The organism is Winogradskyella sp. PC-19, from assembly GCF_002163855.1.
Lineage (GTDB): Bacteria > Bacteroidota > Bacteroidia > Flavobacteriales > Flavobacteriaceae > Winogradskyella.
Map to the genome: position 1 here is coordinate 582,707 of NZ_CP019332.1, position 16,015 is coordinate 598,721.

The 16,015-nt window shown below is 33.5% G+C and carries 15 protein-coding genes; 5 read left to right on the forward strand and 10 right to left on the reverse strand.

The window, feature by feature from the left end:
- Positions 1–35: 35 nt before the first annotated feature.
- Together BTO05_RS02715 and BTO05_RS02720 are read right to left on the reverse strand one after the other, a co-directional pair.
- Positions 36–515 carry an Lrp/AsnC family transcriptional regulator gene (locus tag BTO05_RS02715; protein ID WP_087491183.1) on the reverse strand — a complete coding sequence of 160 codons (480 nt, stop codon included), beginning with the start codon at positions 513–515 and terminating at the stop codon, positions 36–38.
- A gap of 72 nt (positions 516–587) precedes the next feature.
- Positions 588–1,730, reverse strand: a complete 1,143-nt coding sequence (locus BTO05_RS02720) for a M14 metallopeptidase family protein (RefSeq protein ID WP_087491184.1) — start codon at positions 1,728–1,730, stop codon at positions 588–590.
- 300 nt (positions 1,731–2,030) lie between these two features.
- On the opposite strand from BTO05_RS02720, the gene BTO05_RS02725 reads away from it, so the two are divergent.
- Genes BTO05_RS02725 through BTO05_RS02735 form a run of 3 tightly spaced genes read left to right on the forward strand, consistent with a single transcriptional unit; the run spans position 2,031 to position 3,633 of the window.
- On the forward strand, positions 2,031–2,414 hold the full coding sequence (locus BTO05_RS02725) for a helix-turn-helix domain-containing protein (RefSeq protein ID WP_087491185.1): 384 nt from the start codon (positions 2,031–2,033) through the stop codon (positions 2,412–2,414).
- Positions 2,415–2,456: 42 nt separating this feature from the next.
- Positions 2,457–2,843, forward strand: coding sequence for a hypothetical protein (locus BTO05_RS02730; RefSeq protein ID WP_087491186.1), 387 nt, complete (start codon positions 2,457–2,459; stop codon positions 2,841–2,843).
- A 1-nt stretch (position 2,844) separates the two neighbouring features.
- On the forward strand, positions 2,845–3,633 hold the full coding sequence (locus BTO05_RS02735; protein WP_087491187.1) for a TerC family protein: 789 nt from the start codon (positions 2,845–2,847) through the stop codon (positions 3,631–3,633).
- 3 nt (positions 3,634–3,636) lie between these two features.
- Here BTO05_RS02735 and BTO05_RS02740 read toward each other — a convergent pair whose 3' ends face one another.
- The 6 genes from BTO05_RS02740 to ychF all read right to left on the reverse strand — a co-directional run bounded on the left by BTO05_RS02740 (position 3,637) and on the right by ychF (position 11,406).
- The gene (locus BTO05_RS02740; protein ID WP_087491188.1) at positions 3,637–4,518 is read right to left on the reverse strand and encodes a pirin family protein; all 882 of its coding nucleotides are present in this window, start codon (positions 4,516–4,518) and stop codon (positions 3,637–3,639) included.
- Between the two features lie 6 nt (positions 4,519–4,524).
- Complete coding sequence (locus BTO05_RS02745; protein ID WP_087491189.1) at positions 4,525–7,233, reverse strand: DNA gyrase/topoisomerase IV subunit A; 2,709 nt, start codon at positions 7,231–7,233, stop codon at positions 4,525–4,527.
- 15 nt (positions 7,234–7,248) lie between these two features.
- On the reverse strand, positions 7,249–7,443 hold the full coding sequence (locus BTO05_RS02750; protein ID WP_087491190.1) for a hypothetical protein: 195 nt from the start codon (positions 7,441–7,443) through the stop codon (positions 7,249–7,251).
- Complete coding sequence (locus BTO05_RS02755; RefSeq protein ID WP_087491191.1) at positions 7,440–9,299, reverse strand: DNA topoisomerase IV subunit B; 1,860 nt, start codon at positions 9,297–9,299, stop codon at positions 7,440–7,442. The genes BTO05_RS02750 and BTO05_RS02755 overlap by 4 nt, the downstream gene beginning before the upstream one ends.
- Positions 9,300–9,511: 212 nt before the next feature.
- Positions 9,512–10,270, reverse strand: coding sequence for a DUF481 domain-containing protein (locus BTO05_RS02760; RefSeq protein ID WP_087491192.1), 759 nt, complete (start codon positions 10,268–10,270; stop codon positions 9,512–9,514).
- Positions 10,271–10,311: 41 nt separating this feature from the next.
- Positions 10,312–11,406: a redox-regulated ATPase YchF gene (gene ychF / locus BTO05_RS02765; RefSeq protein WP_087491193.1), complete on the reverse strand. Its 1,095-nt coding sequence runs from the start codon at positions 11,404–11,406 to the stop codon at positions 10,312–10,314.
- Between the two features lie 210 nt (positions 11,407–11,616).
- Between ychF and BTO05_RS02770 the strand changes: the two genes are divergently transcribed.
- Positions 11,617–12,777: a vWA domain-containing protein gene (locus BTO05_RS02770; RefSeq protein ID WP_087491194.1), complete on the forward strand. Its 1,161-nt coding sequence runs from the start codon at positions 11,617–11,619 to the stop codon at positions 12,775–12,777.
- A 228-nt stretch (positions 12,778–13,005) separates the two neighbouring features.
- On the opposite strand, the gene BTO05_RS02775 is transcribed toward BTO05_RS02770, so the two are convergent.
- Positions 13,006–14,340, reverse strand: a complete 1,335-nt coding sequence (locus tag BTO05_RS02775; RefSeq protein ID WP_087491195.1) for a hypothetical protein — start codon at positions 14,338–14,340, stop codon at positions 13,006–13,008.
- Between the two features lie 200 nt (positions 14,341–14,540).
- On the reverse strand, positions 14,541–14,894 hold the full coding sequence (locus BTO05_RS02780) for a 4Fe-4S dicluster domain-containing protein (RefSeq protein WP_087493268.1): 354 nt from the start codon (positions 14,892–14,894) through the stop codon (positions 14,541–14,543).
- Between the two features lie 70 nt (positions 14,895–14,964).
- On the opposite strand from BTO05_RS02780, the gene BTO05_RS02785 reads away from it, so the two are divergent.
- Positions 14,965–16,011: an acyl-CoA reductase gene (locus BTO05_RS02785; RefSeq protein ID WP_087491196.1), complete on the forward strand. Its 1,047-nt coding sequence runs from the start codon at positions 14,965–14,967 to the stop codon at positions 16,009–16,011.
- Positions 16,012–16,015 lie beyond the last annotated feature (4 nt).

A 16,015-nucleotide genomic window follows, 5' to 3' on the forward strand; every position in this document is an offset into this window, starting at 1 on the left:
AATTGCTAGAGCTTTAACATCGTTTTCTTATTTGCTTACAATTCGTTAAAAATGGTATGCATTAAACGTTTTTTGTCATTAATGCTTTCCTCTAACGAAATCATAGTTTCTGTTCTGTAAACACCGTCAATATCATCTAACATGAAAATAATTTCCTTTGCATGCATTGTATCTTTAGCTCTTATCTTACAGAAGATATTAAATTTACCCGTAGTAATGTGAGCCACAGTTACATAAGGAATTTCAGATATACGTTCTAAAACAAATTTGGTTTGGGATGTGTTTTGCAAGAAAACACCAACGTATGCTATAAAAGAATATCCTAATTTTTTATAATCTAAAGTCAATGAAGAGCCTCTAATAATACCAGCTTCCTCCATTTTTTTCACACGAACGTGAACTGTTCCTGCAGAAATTAATAATTTTTTTGCTATGTCGGTAAAAGGAATACGCGTATTGTCAATAAGCATATCCAGAATTTGATGATCTATTTCGTCTAATTTAAACTTCGCCATTTTGCTATTTGTTGAATTATATGCAAAAATAATACATTTTTATTGATAAAAAGAAGCTAAAAACAATAATGTTTAAGATTTTATCAAGGTTTTGCAATTATTTAACATTACGAAAACGATTTCGTTAGCAACTTGTATCTCCTTTTTGCTTTGATCCAAAACAACATTTCCATTAGCGTCTATTTCATTATGAGCAAAATAGCCATCAAGATTTTCTATTTTTTCTACAAATGGAATAAATTTTATCATATTTAGCTCCAAAACCTCTTTAAATTGAATTCCGATATCCACAGTATTTTTATCACTATTTCTAATTCTAGAATTTCTAATAATAACATCATAAAAGTTCTTTTCATTCTGAGGTATATCAAAGTATGATTCAAAATTTTCAACTTCTACTCCTTTAGCAATAGCGCATAATCCATAAATCAATGATTTAAAAACAAATAAGCGTGTTTGTTCCCTTTCGTAATCATTTTTATAATGTCCAGCTTCGTATAAGATGGTTGGCACACCCAAACTTTGAAACGTGTCTCCAACACAGTTAATATTAAATCCATCATCATAACGTCCTACTGCATTTGGCAAATCCTTTTGTATATAATCGTTAATAACTGCAATAACAGACATAGCTTTTTTTCGAGTCGTTGTGACCGAACGCTCCTTATCTTCTGCAGGCGATAAAAACGATAAAGTAGCAGAATTACCTGTATTACCTACACCAAAAATAGTACGTTGCCCATGAAGATTAAAACAATAATTGGGTTTAAAATCATCAAAACATTTGCGTAAAACAACACTTTCAGACTGTGACAAGTCTTGTGCATCTCTGTTTAGATCTATTTTATTGGCATTAATTCTAGTGTATTTTTCTGCGCCATCAGGATTCAAAATTGGTATAATCTGAAGTGTACAATACTCTAAAATATCAGAAAGTTCACCTTTATTGGCTGCATTTAAAAAATCAAAAAGCGCTTTTGTTGTTGTTGATTCATTACCATGCATTTGAGACCAAAGTAAAATTTTGGTCTTTCCGCTTCCAACTTTTAAAGAAAATATTGGTCGATTCTCTACCGAATAACCAATGGTAGAAACATGAAAATTTAGAGCAAGTTCATCTAAAATCTTTGTAATATTTTCATTAGTTATATAACGCCCATATAGTGATTTCTCTTTGTAAGAATTATAAAGCTCCGTAAGATATTCTGAGGTCATTCAATTTATTTAGAATACAAAGGTATACATTTGTAAATTTACAATTGTAAACACCTTGTTTGTGTCTAAAGGTTACATAACTATACAGATGTTACATTTATAACATAAGGAGTCTTAGATGAATTACAGAATTTACAATAAAAACATTTTTTAATATTTAAATATATCTTTATCAGTTATTTAAAATTATTTATATTAAGTTTTAATTTATTAACAAATATTTAATTCCAATTAAAGTTTGATTCATAAAACAACAAATGTTACATTTGTAACGTATATAATTACAGAATGTAGTTTACAATGATAAACACCATAGATTTCACAGAACGTTTACAAAAAGTCATTACTTTTTACGAAGAAAGTGCGTCTAGTTTTGCCGAAAAAATTGGTGTGCAACGCTCTAGTATTTCTCACATACTTTCTGGCAGAAATAAGCCAAGTTTAGATTTTGTGATGAAGGTACTTCACTCCTATCCCGAAGTAGATTTATATTGGCTAATGAATGGTAAAGGCCAATTTCCAAATTCTACAAAAATTGAAAAAACAGAAACTCTAAAATTTTCAGAATCAAACCCTGAACCTTCAACTCAAATTCCAAATTCTAAAAATTCAACAAACGTATCTGATATAGATAAGATTATTATTTTTTATAAAGATGGAAGTTTTAAGAGTTACCAGAATTAAGAGTTAGTAAATTCTTATTTTTGTATAAATCTTTATTTTTTGATGAAAAAACTCTTTTTACTTTCTTTTTGTGTTGTTTTATCAAGTTGCTATAATATAGAGCGTAATTGCCAAGATTATCGCATAGGCGACTTTAAATTTACTTTTTTAGTGGATGGTGAAGAAAAAACTGGCACTTTTACACGTTCAGAAAACCTAAGTATCGATTATTTTGAAGAAAAAATAGATTCTTCGTCCATACGTTGGATTAATGACTGTGAGTTTGTTCTAAAAAAAATCAATCCCAAAAATACATCAGAAGATGATGCCATACATATGAAAATTCTAGCAACTACAGATTCTTCATACACATTTGAATATAAATTAGCAATCAAGAAACAAAATAGACCTATTCGTGTTGAGAAAGGTGTTGCTTATAGAATAAACTAATATGTTAGAGTTTTTACTTTCTAGCGATGCCATATTCGCATTAATAACACTCACGTTCTTAGAGATTATACTAGGGATTGATAATATTGTATTTATATCCATTGCAGCTAACAAACTACCAGAACATCAGCGAAATAAAGCTACTAATATCGGACTTATCCTTGCTATGGTACAGCGTATTGTTCTTCTGTTTTTTGTGTCATTTTTAGTAGGACTAAAAGAACCATTTTATGAGCTTGAAAACTCATGGATAGAATTACACCTTAGCTGGCAAGCCATAATACTATTTGCTGGAGGATTATTTTTAATCTATAAAAGTACTTCTGAAATTAGAGAAAAGGTAGAAACGCCTTCACATGACGAAAATAGTATAAAAGTTAAAGTTATAAGTTCTTTACAACAGGCAATTGTACAAATATTAATCATTGATTTTATCTTTTCTATAGATTCTATATTAACGGCTATTGGAATGACAAATGGGTTACATCCAAACCCAAACTACAGTCTAATTTTAATGATAATTGCTGTGGTTATATCAATAATCGTAATGATAGGTTTTGCAAATCCAATAAGACGTTTTATTGATAATCATCCGAGTATTCAAATACTAGGTTTAGCATTTTTGATTTTAATTGGTTTTATGCTAATTACTGAAGCAGCACACTTATCGCATACTCAATTTTTTGGAAATGAAGTTGGCGCAATCCCTAAAGGTTATCTTTATTTTGCAATCGCATTTTCATTATTTGTAGAATTTTTAAATCAGAAAACTTCGAGAAAAAAGAAATAAACCTTAAAGCTTTCGTTCTGGAATAGGAATATAAGTATCATCACCAGGCACGTTAGGAAATTCCTTTGATTGCCAACGTTGTTTAGCTTTTTGAAGTTTTTCTTTACTACTAGACACAAAATTCCAAAGCAAAAAATGTTCATCTTCTAGAGGTTCTCCACCAAAAAGTAATAATCGAGTTCCGCTATCCAAGCAAATACTACATTGTTCATCTGTTTTACTAATCAGCATTTGACCAGCTTCAACTTGGTGGTTATTCTCTTTAATTTGTCCGGTAACTATAACAAAAGCGACTTCGCCTTTCAGCTGATTTGTTAAATCTAAGGTAGTTTCTTCTTCAGCATATATGTCTACCATAAATAATGGTGAAAAACCCTGAAGCGGTGCTGATTTTCCAAAAGCATTACCAGCAACAAGTCTAATTTCTAAGCCGTTCTCTTTCCAACTTGGGATTTGCGCTTTGGGATAAAACTCAAAACTAGGATTGATGTCCTCTTGCGCTTTAGGCAAGGCTACCCAAATTTGGTAACCATGCATTAAAAATTCATTATCCGTTCTTAGAGATTGAGGTGTACGTTCGGTATGCGTTACACCGTGACCTGATGTCATAAATCCAACGTCACCAGCAGAAATAATCTTTCTACTTCCAAGACTGTCTTTGTGTTCTATCTCACCTTCAAATAAATACGTTAAAGTACTTAAACCAATGTGCGGATGCTGGTCCACATCGACATATTTACCCTTACCTAAAATTGCTGGTCCCATATGATCAATGAACGTGAAAGGTCCAACTTGACGCTTTTTGCGAAAAGGCAATAAGCGTCCAACCATGAAGTTACCTAAATCGGCTTGTCTCTCGTTAACTAATAGCTTATTATTTCCCATTATAGGTTAAAATAAAGATGCTTGTCCTGAATCATCTACATCAGGATTTTCTTCTGTCTCATCTTTAGATTTTGATGTGTCAGCTTTTGGCTTTGGGTCTAAATTAACTTTTACTTCTGCTTCTGAAGTTTCGTTTGCATCAGCAGTTATTTGCTCTTCATCCACGACTTCTAGTTCGTCTGCATGTACTTCTTCTGGCGCTTCAAAAGGCAATGATTCTAAAAGATTAATTTGGTTAATCTTATCTTTAGTGAGCTGGTTTCCTAACGCAGAAATACCTTTTACAGCTATAAATTCTTCTAAATTTACTTCCATATTTGGCTTACGGTCCTTACCACGTTCCTTGGTAAACTCTACATCTGCCATTGGTCTCCAATCAGTCGATACAATTTCTAATTGAGAATTTGCATGTTCAGAGATAAAAGACTCTTCTTTACCTTCTTGCTCTATTAAAAAACGCTTAACGTAATAACGTTCTTTTTCGCCATCATAATAAATTGCTGATATAGGTTTTTTAGGAATCCATTTTTCCAAAACAATCATGTCACTATCAAAATGCGTGGTCAATTCAGGTATTATAGTCTTAACAATTCCTTTTTGGTTAATAACTAATAAACGGTCTTCGCCTCTAAATTCGCCAATTAATTCACCACGTTCGTCAACATTAAGTCTTTGCACAGTATCATCAAACCAAATTTTACGAGGTTTTAAGGTCGAGACACCTTTTTCCTTAAGTTCAACGCGCTTAATTGCGTACTTGGTAACTAAATTACCTTTCGACGTACGACCTTTGATAAGAATATCAGAAAAATCTAAATCCCATTTCAACTTTTTGATACTTCCGACTTGGCGCAATGAAATCGAAACGACCTCAGCTTCACCATTTGGATTAGCTGAAAAATACCAAAGTTTAGACGCTTTATTTCCATTCGTTAAATCGTATTCACGATCTCTAGTCATAGAAGTTACCGCAAAACGCTTAACGTAAGACGGTCCACTTTTTCCATCACGGTAAATAAGGTTATAAATTGTACGCTTGTCTTTCTTTTTAAAGACAGCAACATGTATAATGTTTTTACCAATAAAGGTCTTAGAATCGACTTTGGTTACCATCATTTTACCATCTGCCGTAAATGCAATAATATCATCAATATCACTACAATCGCAGACGTATTCGTCTCTGCGTAAAGATGTGCCTATAAATCCTTCTTCTCTATTGACATAGAGTTTAGTATTTCTAATAACCACTTTTGAAGCATCGACATCATCAAAAATTCTGATTTCAGTTTTACGTTCTTTGCCTTCACCGTAGTCTTTCTTAAGACGCGTAAAGTAAGTAATAGCATAATCGATAAGGTTGGCCAAATGATGTTTAACTTCTGCAATTTGTTCTTCTAAAGCATCAATCTTTTGCTGTGCTTTATCGATATCAAATTTTGAAATACGTTTAATTCGTATTTCTGTTAAACGCGTAATATCGTCAACCGTGATTTTACGTTTTAGATGTTTAATATGCGGTTGTAAACCTTTATCTATGGCATTAATAACACCATCCCAAGTTTCTTCTTCTTCAATATCGCGGTAGATACGATTTTCGATAAAAATTCGCTCTAACGAAGCAAAGTGCCACTGTTCTTCTAGCTCACCTAATTTAATTTCCAATTCAGATTTTAAAAGTTGAACCGTATTATCCGTCGAACGACGTAGCATTTCAGTAACACCAATAAACAATGGTTTGTTATCTTCAATAACACAGCCTAATGGTGAAATTGACGTTTCGCAACTCGTAAAAGCATAGAGTGCATCAATGGTTTTGTCAGGAGAAATACCAGAAGGCAAATGCACTAAGATTTCAACCTCAGCAGCCGTATTGTCTTCAATCTTCTTTATTTTAATTTTTCCTTTATCATTCGCTTTTAAGATAGAATCTATAAGCGATTGTGTGGTTGTACTAAAAGGAATCTCTGTAATAACTAATGTATTTTTACTATGATGCGAAATTTTTGCACGGACTCGCACTTTACCGCCACGATTACCATCGTTATAATTGGTGAAATCTGCAATACCTGCTGTCGGAAAATCTGGAACTATAGTAAAGCGTTTTCCTTTTAAATGCTTTATTGAAGCATCGATAAGCTCAATAAAATTATGAGGTAATATTTTAGTTGATAATCCTACCGCAATACCTTCACCACCTTGAGCGAGCAATAACGGAAACATTACTGGTAGATTTATCGGTTCCTTACGACGACCATCATAAGACGCTTGCCATTTAGTGATTTTAGGATTATAGACAACGTCTAACCCAAACTTAGAAATTCGTGCCTCAATATAACGTGATGCTGCTGCTCTATCTCCAGTTAGGATATTTCCCCAGTTTCCTTGGGTATCAATCAATAAATCTTTTTGACCGATTTGCACCATAGCATCTGCAATACTAGCATCGCCATGCGGATGATATTGCATGGTATGACCAACAATGTTTGCCACCTTATTGTAACGTCCATCATCCAAGTCTTTCATGGAATGCATGATACGGCGTTGTACAGGCTTAAAACCATCTTCGATTGCAGGTACAGCACGTTCTAAGATTACGTAAGATGCGTAATCCAAAAACCAATCCTTGTACATACCAGTGACTTTGGTAATCGTCTCCTGTGGCTCTTGATTATCTTCGTTATTTATATTTTCTAATTCTTCGTGTTCTTCGCTCATCTACTTTTGAACCTCTTATTTTTTCTTGTTTATAGAACTCTTAATCATCTGCATTGCAAAAATCATTAAGGAAACCGAACCCATTCCAAAATAGACATTGCTATTTTCCTTAAAGCTTAAATCATCAAAGTTTAATTGCGTTAGCCAAAAAATTAAAATGATTACAAATATTATAGTAATTACATTAAATACTGTTGCTGCTGTTTTCATGCGGTCTCTTCTATTTTATCCAATTCCACTTTAAGGTTATTAATAATAAACTCTTGACGTGTTGGTGTGTTTTTACCCATGTAGAAAGACAGCATTTCTTCTATAGACATGTCTTTATCTAACATTACTGGGTCTAGACGAATGTCGTCCCCTATAAAATGCTTAAACTCATCTGGTGAAATTTCACCTAAACCTTTAAATCGCGTAATTTCTGGCTTTGGCTTTAGTTTTTCGATAGCGTTAACGCGCTCTTCTTCTGAGTAGCAATAAATGGTCTCTTTCTTATTTCGTACTCTAAATAATGGTGTTTGTAAAATATACAAATGTCCTTCTTTAATCACTTCTGGGAAAAACTGCAAGAAGAAAGTAATTAATAACAAACGTATGTGCATACCATCGACATCGGCATCTGTTGCAATAACGATGTTGTTGTAACGTAAGTCTTCTAAAGACTCTTCTATATTTAAAGCGGCTTGTAGTAAGTTGAATTCTTCGTTCTCGTAAACTATCTTTTTACTTAGTCCGTATGAATTCAATGGTTTTCCTTTTAAACTGAAAACCGCTTGTGTATTAACATCTCTTGATTTTGTAATACTACCAGATGCAGAATCTCCCTCAGTTATAAATAAAGTTGACTCTAAGCTTCTTTCATTTTTAGTATCTCCAAAATGCACACGGCAATCGCGTAACTTCTTGTTATGAAGACTTGCCTTTTTTGCTCTGTCTTTGGCTAGCTTTCGGATACCCGATAATTCTTTACGCTCACGCTCTGCTTGCATTATTTTGCGCTGAATCTTCTCGGCAGTATCAGGGTTTTTATGCAGATAATTATCGAAATACTTTTTGACAAAGTCATTGATATAGGTTCTTACGGTCGGCAAATCGCCACCCATGTCTGTAGAACCTAGCTTTGTTTTGGTTTGACTCTCAAAAACAGGTTCCATTACTTTTATAGCAATCGCAGAAACTACAGACTTTCTAATATCAGAAGCATCATAAGTTTTGCCATAAAATTCACGAACCGTTTTGACTAATGATTCTCTAAAAGCCGCTAAATGCGTTCCACCTTGCGTGGTGTTTTGTCCGTTTACAAAAGAATGATACTCTTCGCTATACTGAGTTTTGCTGTGAGTAATGGCTATCTCAATATCATCACCGCGAAGATGAATAATTGGATACAGTAAGTCTGACTCACTAATATTTTCAGCTAATAAATCTTTAAGACCGTTTTCTGAATAATATTTTTCGCCATTAAAAACTATGGTCAATCCTGGGTTTAAGTAGACATAGTTCTTTAGCATCTTGACCACATACTCGCTGCGGTATTTGAATTTCTTAAAAATAGTATCATCTGGTATAAAAGAAACTTTAGTTCCTTTTCGACGAGACGTATCGTCAAGCATTTCCTTATTAGTCAATTCGCCTTGGGCAAATTCTGCTGAAGCTGACTTGCCATCTCTTGTAGATTCTACACGGAAATAGTTTGATAAGGCATTTACGGCTTTGGTACCAACTCCATTTAATCCTACTGATTTCTTAAAGGCTTTAGAATCGTATTTACCACCAGTATTCATCTTAGATACGACATCTACAACTTTACCTAATGGTATACCACGACCATAATCACGAACAATCACCTTTTCGCCTTGAATAGAAATCTCAATCGTCTTACCAGCGCCCATCACAAACTCGTCAATAGAGTTGTCTAAGACTTCTTTTAGTAATATATATATACCATCATCTGGCGAAGATCCATCACCTAGCTTACCGATATACATACCTGGTCGCATACGGATGTGTTCTTTCCAGTCGAGCGAGCGTATATTATCTTCGGTATATTTAGTCTGTTCAGCCATAAAATCAGTAAACTTAGATGAGTGGTTAAATATAGCATTATGACTTAGAAAATAAAATACGATTTAGGGAAAGTAATTAACAATAAAAAGCCAATGTTGTTGAGAACATTGGCTTTTATAGATTGGTCAAATAATTGATTGATGATAGTTCAAATATATGACCTTATCTGTGTCATTTAGGTTAACTACCGTTAATGTATGTTAATTGGGTTTTAAAAACTCTTCAAGGTAAAACCAAAAGTTAAAAATTGATCTTCCTCATCTTGATTTTGCACTACTAGACTTTCGTAGGTATGGCGGTAATTTATATTAAAGTTTAAAAATTTCCAGAGTGGAAATTCGGCAGTCAATTCGGCTTGCCATCTGTAATTATTACTTTGCTCAAGTGAAGGTTGATAATAGCTCTCGTGCTTTAGTATAATCTTCTTTTTAAATAACTCGTATCTGCCATTTAACCAAATAGTACTCCTAAATGTGTTGATGTTATTATTGCCATTAAACTCTGCTTTATTAAAAGTATCAGTTCTGAAATTAGTTTCTTCATATTCAAAAGTCAATGAAGCCTTTAACCAATGGGATTTATCTTTTAAAATCTGATATGTTGCACCAGTACCAATTAAATAGCGACTATCTATTTCTCTACGAAAATTTGTACTAAAAAAACCTAATACTTGTGGGTAAAACCGCTTCTCAGGATTAAAATATAAAAAGTTAAGACTTAAAAAATCTGAATCTGCTTTGTCGTTGTCAAATGCTTGATACACATATGAATTGGTGTTTTTAAACACCCATTTCCTCCAGGGTTTTACACTAAAATCTGTGCGTCCTCTGAGAATTAAAGTTTCAACATTACCGCTTTGCCAAAAGCCTGTAAATGATAAACTGGCCTTAACTTTTAATGAATCGCTCTCATTGATTTGAGCTGAAACAAAAATGGGGAAAACTAAAAAAAAGAGAATGAATTTTTTCATTTTAAATCCATTTTAAAATTTCACAATCTTAGGTCAAAGATTTACACATTAAACAAGAAATGCATCACATCGCCATCTTTGACAATGTAATTCTTTCCTTCAACACGCATTTTACCAGCTTCCTTTACTTTGGCTTCACTACCGTATGATACGTAATCATCATAAGCAATAACCTCTGCACGGATAAATCCTTTTTCGAAATCTGTATGAATAACACCTGCAGCTTGTGGTCCAGTTGCACCAATATTAACAGTCCAAGCACGTACTTCTTTAACACCAGCAGTAAAGTATGTTTGCTGATTTAAAAGTTTGTAAGCTGAGCGTATTAATTTTGCCGAACCTGGTTCTTCTAATCCTATATCCTGAAGAAACATCTGACGCTCTTCGTAATCATCTAACTCATTGATATCTGCTTCTGTTCCTACTGCTAATACTAAAACTTCGGCATTTTCATCCTTTACAGTTTCTCGAACTTTATCGACGTAAGCATTACCAGAAGTAGCTGCGCCTTCATCTACATTACAAACATACATGACTGGTTTGTCTGTAATAAACTGTGACGGCTTTACATAATCTGCATAATCTTCATCCGAAAACTCTAAAGCACGTACTGATGTACCAGCTTCTAGAGCTTCTTTTATTTTATTCAAAATCGCTTCTTCTGCTTGGGCTTCTTTGTTACCTGTTTTAGCAGCACGCTTTACTTTGTCTAGTTTCTTTTCTACAGTTTCTAAATCTTTTAACTGCAGCTCCATATCAATGGTTTCCTTGTCTCTAATTGGGTCAACAGAACCATCAACATGTACAATATTATCGTTATCAAAACAACGTAATACATGCAAAATAGCATCGGTTTCTCTAATGTTAGCTAAAAACTGATTTCCTAAACCTTCGCCTTTACTAGCACCTTTTACTAAACCTGCGATATCTACAATCTCTACAGTTGCAGGTACTACTTTTTCTGGGTTTACCAACTCTTCTAACTTAGATAGTCTTGGGTCTGGTACATTTACCACACCAATGTTAGGCTCTATCGTACAAAACGGAAAGTTTGCACTTTGCGCTTTGGCATTAGATAAACAGTTAAATAAGGTCGATTTTCCTACGTTTGGTAATCCTACTATTCCAGCTTTCATGAATTATAATTTTGCGGTGCAAATGTAATTAAATCCTATAAAATGAAGTTATCTTAATTCGTTTTAAATCCTGAAGAATTTTTAGCCAAAAATCGGTTTACTCATCCAAACCTAAACTTCACGTATAAAAACGACAAGTTTACAAATTCTGGATTGCAGAAAGCTTGCCTTCATAATAGTTTAGCCACATATTCATCAAATCAAATTATTATGAGAAAACAAATTTCAATTCTAGTTTTAAGCTTTATTATGCTTAGCTGCAAAAACGAAGTCCAAGCATCAAACAAAAAGGACGTCTCTGTCTTAATCGAAACTCCTAAAATACACGCTACAAAAAATGCCGAAATCGTTTTCTGCCTTGATGCTACTGGTAGTATGGGCGGACTTATTGGTACTGCCAAAGAAAAAATATGGGATATTGTTAGCGAGCTTGCTCAAGATGGCGATATCGATACACTTAAAATGGGTATGGTTTTTTACCGTGACCGCGGCGATAGTTTTGTAACCAAACAAATTGCCATGACTACAGATTTGGACGAAGCTTATACAGAGCTTTTAAAAATCACAGCTGCTGGTGGTGGCGATTCTCCGGAGAGTGTTAACCAAGGTCTACACGAAGCCATTATGCAAATGCAATGGTCCAAAGACAAGGATACGTACCGTACTATTTTTGTAGTTGGTGATTGCCCACCACATATGGATTACCAAGACGATATAAAATACACCGAAAGCTGTAAAGTTGCTGCAAAAAAAGGCATTACCATAAATACGATTAAATTAGGAAATGCGTGTCGTGAGGCTATACCACATTTTAAAGCCATGGCATCTTGTACTAATGGCGAATTTTTAATGCTAGACCAAAATGCACAAGATTATGTGGTGGCTACACCTTATGACGATGAGATAAACCGACTATCACGCAATATTGATGATACACGTATGTATTACGGTACTAACAAAGAAAGAGAAGTTAATTACAGTAAGAAGGCCAAGTCTATGCAAGTTTACGATACTGGCTCTAAAACGGCTAATAGCTCTCGTGCAGCATACAAACAAAGTAAAGCCGGAAAAAAGGTGCTTTATGGTACACAAGAAATCATTAGCGATTACGAAAACGGAAAGCTTGAGTTAGATAAAATTAAAGACGAAAAACTCCCAGAAAACCTGAAAGGCAAAACGCTTAAGGAGAAAGAGCAATTGGTAAAAGAGTTATCCGAAAAACGCAAAGCAGATAACAAAAAGCTAAAAGCACTTTTACTACAAAAAAGAGGTTATATCGCTGATAAAGCTGCTGAGGACAAAAGCAAACTATCTTTTAGTAAAGAGGTCTTAAAAGTGATGAAAAAACAGGCGAATAAAACGAAGCTTTAAAGCACATTAATTTTGAAAACTATTAATATTAAGATGACAATGAGACCAAGAATAACAAGACCTACAATAATAGAAAGCAAACACCCAATGTTTTTCCAAATACCTGTGTAACCTTCATTTTGTTTGTTTTTCATAGTAGCAATTTATAAAAATCCCAAACATTGATTTGTTTGGGGTTTTTTATTTAGTAGTAATTAAATTGGTTAATACAACTGTAATGACTTCTATTTAATCCATTTCTGTTTTTACAATTTTAGGTGTTGGCCTAGTCCAAGTACTTACATATTGTACAATTCCCTCATAATATTCTAATACCATATTATCAATAAGAACTATAAACTTTTTCACACTAGCAAAACCTGCTCCAAATCCTCTATTTAAAGTGATTTTGAACGCTTGAATTTCTTTATCTTTAGTCAATTCAATCAGCTCATCTAATTCTGATAGCTTAACTTTAATATTAGCTTTAGCGTATTTAATATCTGCCTCGATTATCAAGTCTTTTTCTAATTTAGAAAATAAAATATCATTCTCCTTTTTACAATTTTCTAGTTGCTTTCCAATCCAAGTAATTTTTGCTTTATTACCTCTATCTAAAGGTGGAGTTAACTTAACAGACATTGATACAATTCTTCTTTCAAATTCAGCAATAAGTTTAATATCAGAAGCTGCATTTTTGATAATCAATTCTCCAGTAATGCAATTATCCTTTATTACTTTTTTTATGTCGTTTTTGACACTGTCTTTATTTTTCGAGGAAGATTTTACTAAAACACCTAGTTTTCTACTTAAAAGTAAAGCCATATCTTTTTCTTCTTCATACCAACTCAAAACAGCTTCCTCAATAAAGTAGTCGGATTGTTTCAATGCTTTTTGTGCGCGAATGCTTTCCGCAAGTTCTTTCCAACCTGCTTTCATTTGTATGAAGCCAGAAATCCCAGATACTGAGCTTTCAAAATAATGCAAAGCTTCTGACATTATTTCTACTTGGTCGTTATCTTGTATTCTTAAATCATTTTTAAAGAGTAGTAATCTGCCTTTAGTTATTAAATATGTCCAGGAAAAATGATATAATGATATATTTCTTGGAACTTTTACTTTTACAGGTGAATGTGTCGAATCAGCAACAAATTCATTTGAGACAGTTACTAACTTATTAACCTTTAAACTTTTTGATATCAAAAGATAACCCTCAACTTGTTGTTGGTCAATTCCGTTGTTTTTATTCTTCATTTCAAAGAAGACTGCATCAGCAATTATTCCTTTTGTTACAACTATAATTAAGCCATCAATTCTGGATGAACTGATGTCTGGAAATGAAGCCTCAGTATAATAATATGCTTTACCAGCTCTACTTAGCTTAATACTTTTAAAAATACCGTCTCTATATTCTTTAACTAACCTAACAGTTGCTAAGAAAATTGACGTTAATGCCATTTCGTCGCCAGTTTTCAAAGTCGGGATTAATTTTGCTTGTTGCAATTTGACTTGACCACTTTGTACGAATAAATCAAAATCAGTTTTTTTTAGTCCGACAAGCTTGTTAAGTTTCTTTTGAATCATTTTTGTAAGTTTTCCTTGATTATTTACGTTTAAAACTAATCATTGAATAAGTTAAATTGTAATTTACTTTATCATCGATGAGCTAATTTATAACTAAAAACCCAATCCTACAATGCGTATAAATACGTAAGAAAAACCCCCAAACAAATACATTGCTTGGGGATTTTTAAATATCTTTTTTGCCAAATTTTGCTTAGCCACTAGCCATCGGGATGCATAAATTTTTGCTTGGCTAGTAGTTCTTCTTCAGTTTCAACAACGTTTTCATCAGGCACACAGCAATCTACTGGGCAAACCTCGGCACATTGTGGTGTTTCATGAAAGCCCATACATTCTGTACACTTATCTGGTGCAATGTAATAGACCTCGTCGCTAATTGGCTCTTGTGTTTCGTCGGCATCAACTTCTTTACCATCTGGTAATACAATTTTACCTTCTAGACTTGTGCCGTCTTTGTAGCGCCAATCGTCTGCACCTTCATATATCGCTGTATTTGGGCATTCTGGCTCGCATGCGCCACAATTAATACATTCGTCTGTTATTATAATTGCCATAATCGTTTTTCTTTTCCGTAATTTTGCAGTTGCAAAAATAAAGCCAAAACACATTATTACCAAACCTTATATGGAATTACAACAAAGAGTTAACGCTTTTGTGAAATTAGGAGAATTTCTGAGTCAGTTTACAGAGTCGCCAAAGACGATTGATATTGACAATGCTTTGGTAGATGGTTTTAAGCATCAACTAAAGTTAGCAAAAGAACATAACGGTTGGTTTAGTAAAAACAATTTGGATTTTTCTTTAACTTCATGGACAGATTGTTTGTCTTTAGAGAACTTAAATCAATGGACAAGTCACTATGACTTTGACCTAAAAACGCCAAAAACCGTTGCCATTATAATGGCTGGGAATATTCCGTTGGTTGGCTTTCATGATTTTTTGAGTGTACTGATTAGTGGGCATTCGGTTTTGATCAAACAATCGTCTAACGATAAGCATCTACTGCACTATTTGGCTAAATATTTAGAGCATGTTGAACCTGGTTTTAAAGGAAAAATAAAGTTCACAGAAGAAAAACTTGACGGTTTTGATGCCGTTATTGCTACAGGAAGTAATAATACGGCTCGTTATTTTGAATACTACTTTAAAGACCAACCTTCAATAATCAGAAAGAACAGAAATTCTGTTGCCATTTTAACCGGTAACGAAACAGAAGCACAATTAAGCGGTTTATCTGACGATATTTTTAGATATTATGGATTAGGATGCCGTAATGTGTCTAAACTATACATCCCTGAAAATTATAATTTTGATGCCTTTTTTAATGCGGTTTACAAATGGAAAGACATTATTAACGAAAGTAAATACGCCAACAACTACGATTATAACAAAGCCGTCTACATCATGAGCGAGTTTGATATGCTCGAAAATGGTTTCTTGATGATTAAGGAAGATAAAAGCTTTGGCTCGCCAATAGCAACAGTCTTTTATGAGAAATATTCAGATATAGAAGCATTAAAATCTAATTTAAAATCTGAAGAAGATAACATTCAGTGTGTTGTTGCTAATGGATTTGATAGCTCGGAAATAGCATTTGGACAAACGCAAGAACCTAAATTATGGGATTATGCAGATAATGTCGACACTGTTGATTTCTTGTTGAAATTATAGGGTA

Coding starts and splice junctions, on each gene's coding strand:
- BTO05_RS02715 (WP_087491183.1), bottom strand. CDS start 515: ATGGCGAAGTTTAAATTAGACGAAATAGATCATCAAATTCTGGATATG.
- BTO05_RS02720 (WP_087491184.1), bottom strand. CDS start 1,730: ATGACCTCAGAATATCTTACGGAGCTTTATAATTCTTACAAAGAGAAA.
- BTO05_RS02725 (WP_087491185.1), top strand. CDS start 2,031: ATGATAAACACCATAGATTTCACAGAACGTTTACAAAAAGTCATTACT.
- BTO05_RS02730 (WP_087491186.1), top strand. CDS start 2,457: ATGAAAAAACTCTTTTTACTTTCTTTTTGTGTTGTTTTATCAAGTTGC.
- BTO05_RS02735 (WP_087491187.1), top strand. CDS start 2,845: ATGTTAGAGTTTTTACTTTCTAGCGATGCCATATTCGCATTAATAACA.
- BTO05_RS02740 (WP_087491188.1), bottom strand. CDS start 4,518: ATGGGAAATAATAAGCTATTAGTTAACGAGAGACAAGCCGATTTAGGT.
- BTO05_RS02745 (WP_087491189.1), bottom strand. CDS start 7,233: ATGAGCGAAGAACACGAAGAATTAGAAAATATAAATAACGAAGATAAT.
- BTO05_RS02750 (WP_087491190.1), bottom strand. CDS start 7,443: ATGAAAACAGCAGCAACAGTATTTAATGTAATTACTATAATATTTGTA.
- BTO05_RS02755 (WP_087491191.1), bottom strand. CDS start 9,299: ATGGCTGAACAGACTAAATATACCGAAGATAATATACGCTCGCTCGAC.
- BTO05_RS02760 (WP_087491192.1), bottom strand. CDS start 10,270: ATGAAAAAATTCATTCTCTTTTTTTTAGTTTTCCCCATTTTTGTTTCA.
- ychF (WP_087491193.1), bottom strand. CDS start 11,406: ATGAAAGCTGGAATAGTAGGATTACCAAACGTAGGAAAATCGACCTTA.
- BTO05_RS02770 (WP_087491194.1), top strand. CDS start 11,617: ATGAGAAAACAAATTTCAATTCTAGTTTTAAGCTTTATTATGCTTAGC.
- BTO05_RS02775 (WP_087491195.1), bottom strand. CDS start 14,340: ATGATTCAAAAGAAACTTAACAAGCTTGTCGGACTAAAAAAAACTGAT.
- BTO05_RS02780 (WP_087493268.1), bottom strand. CDS start 14,894: ATGGCAATTATAATAACAGACGAATGTATTAATTGTGGCGCATGCGAG.
- BTO05_RS02785 (WP_087491196.1), top strand. CDS start 14,965: ATGGAATTACAACAAAGAGTTAACGCTTTTGTGAAATTAGGAGAATTT.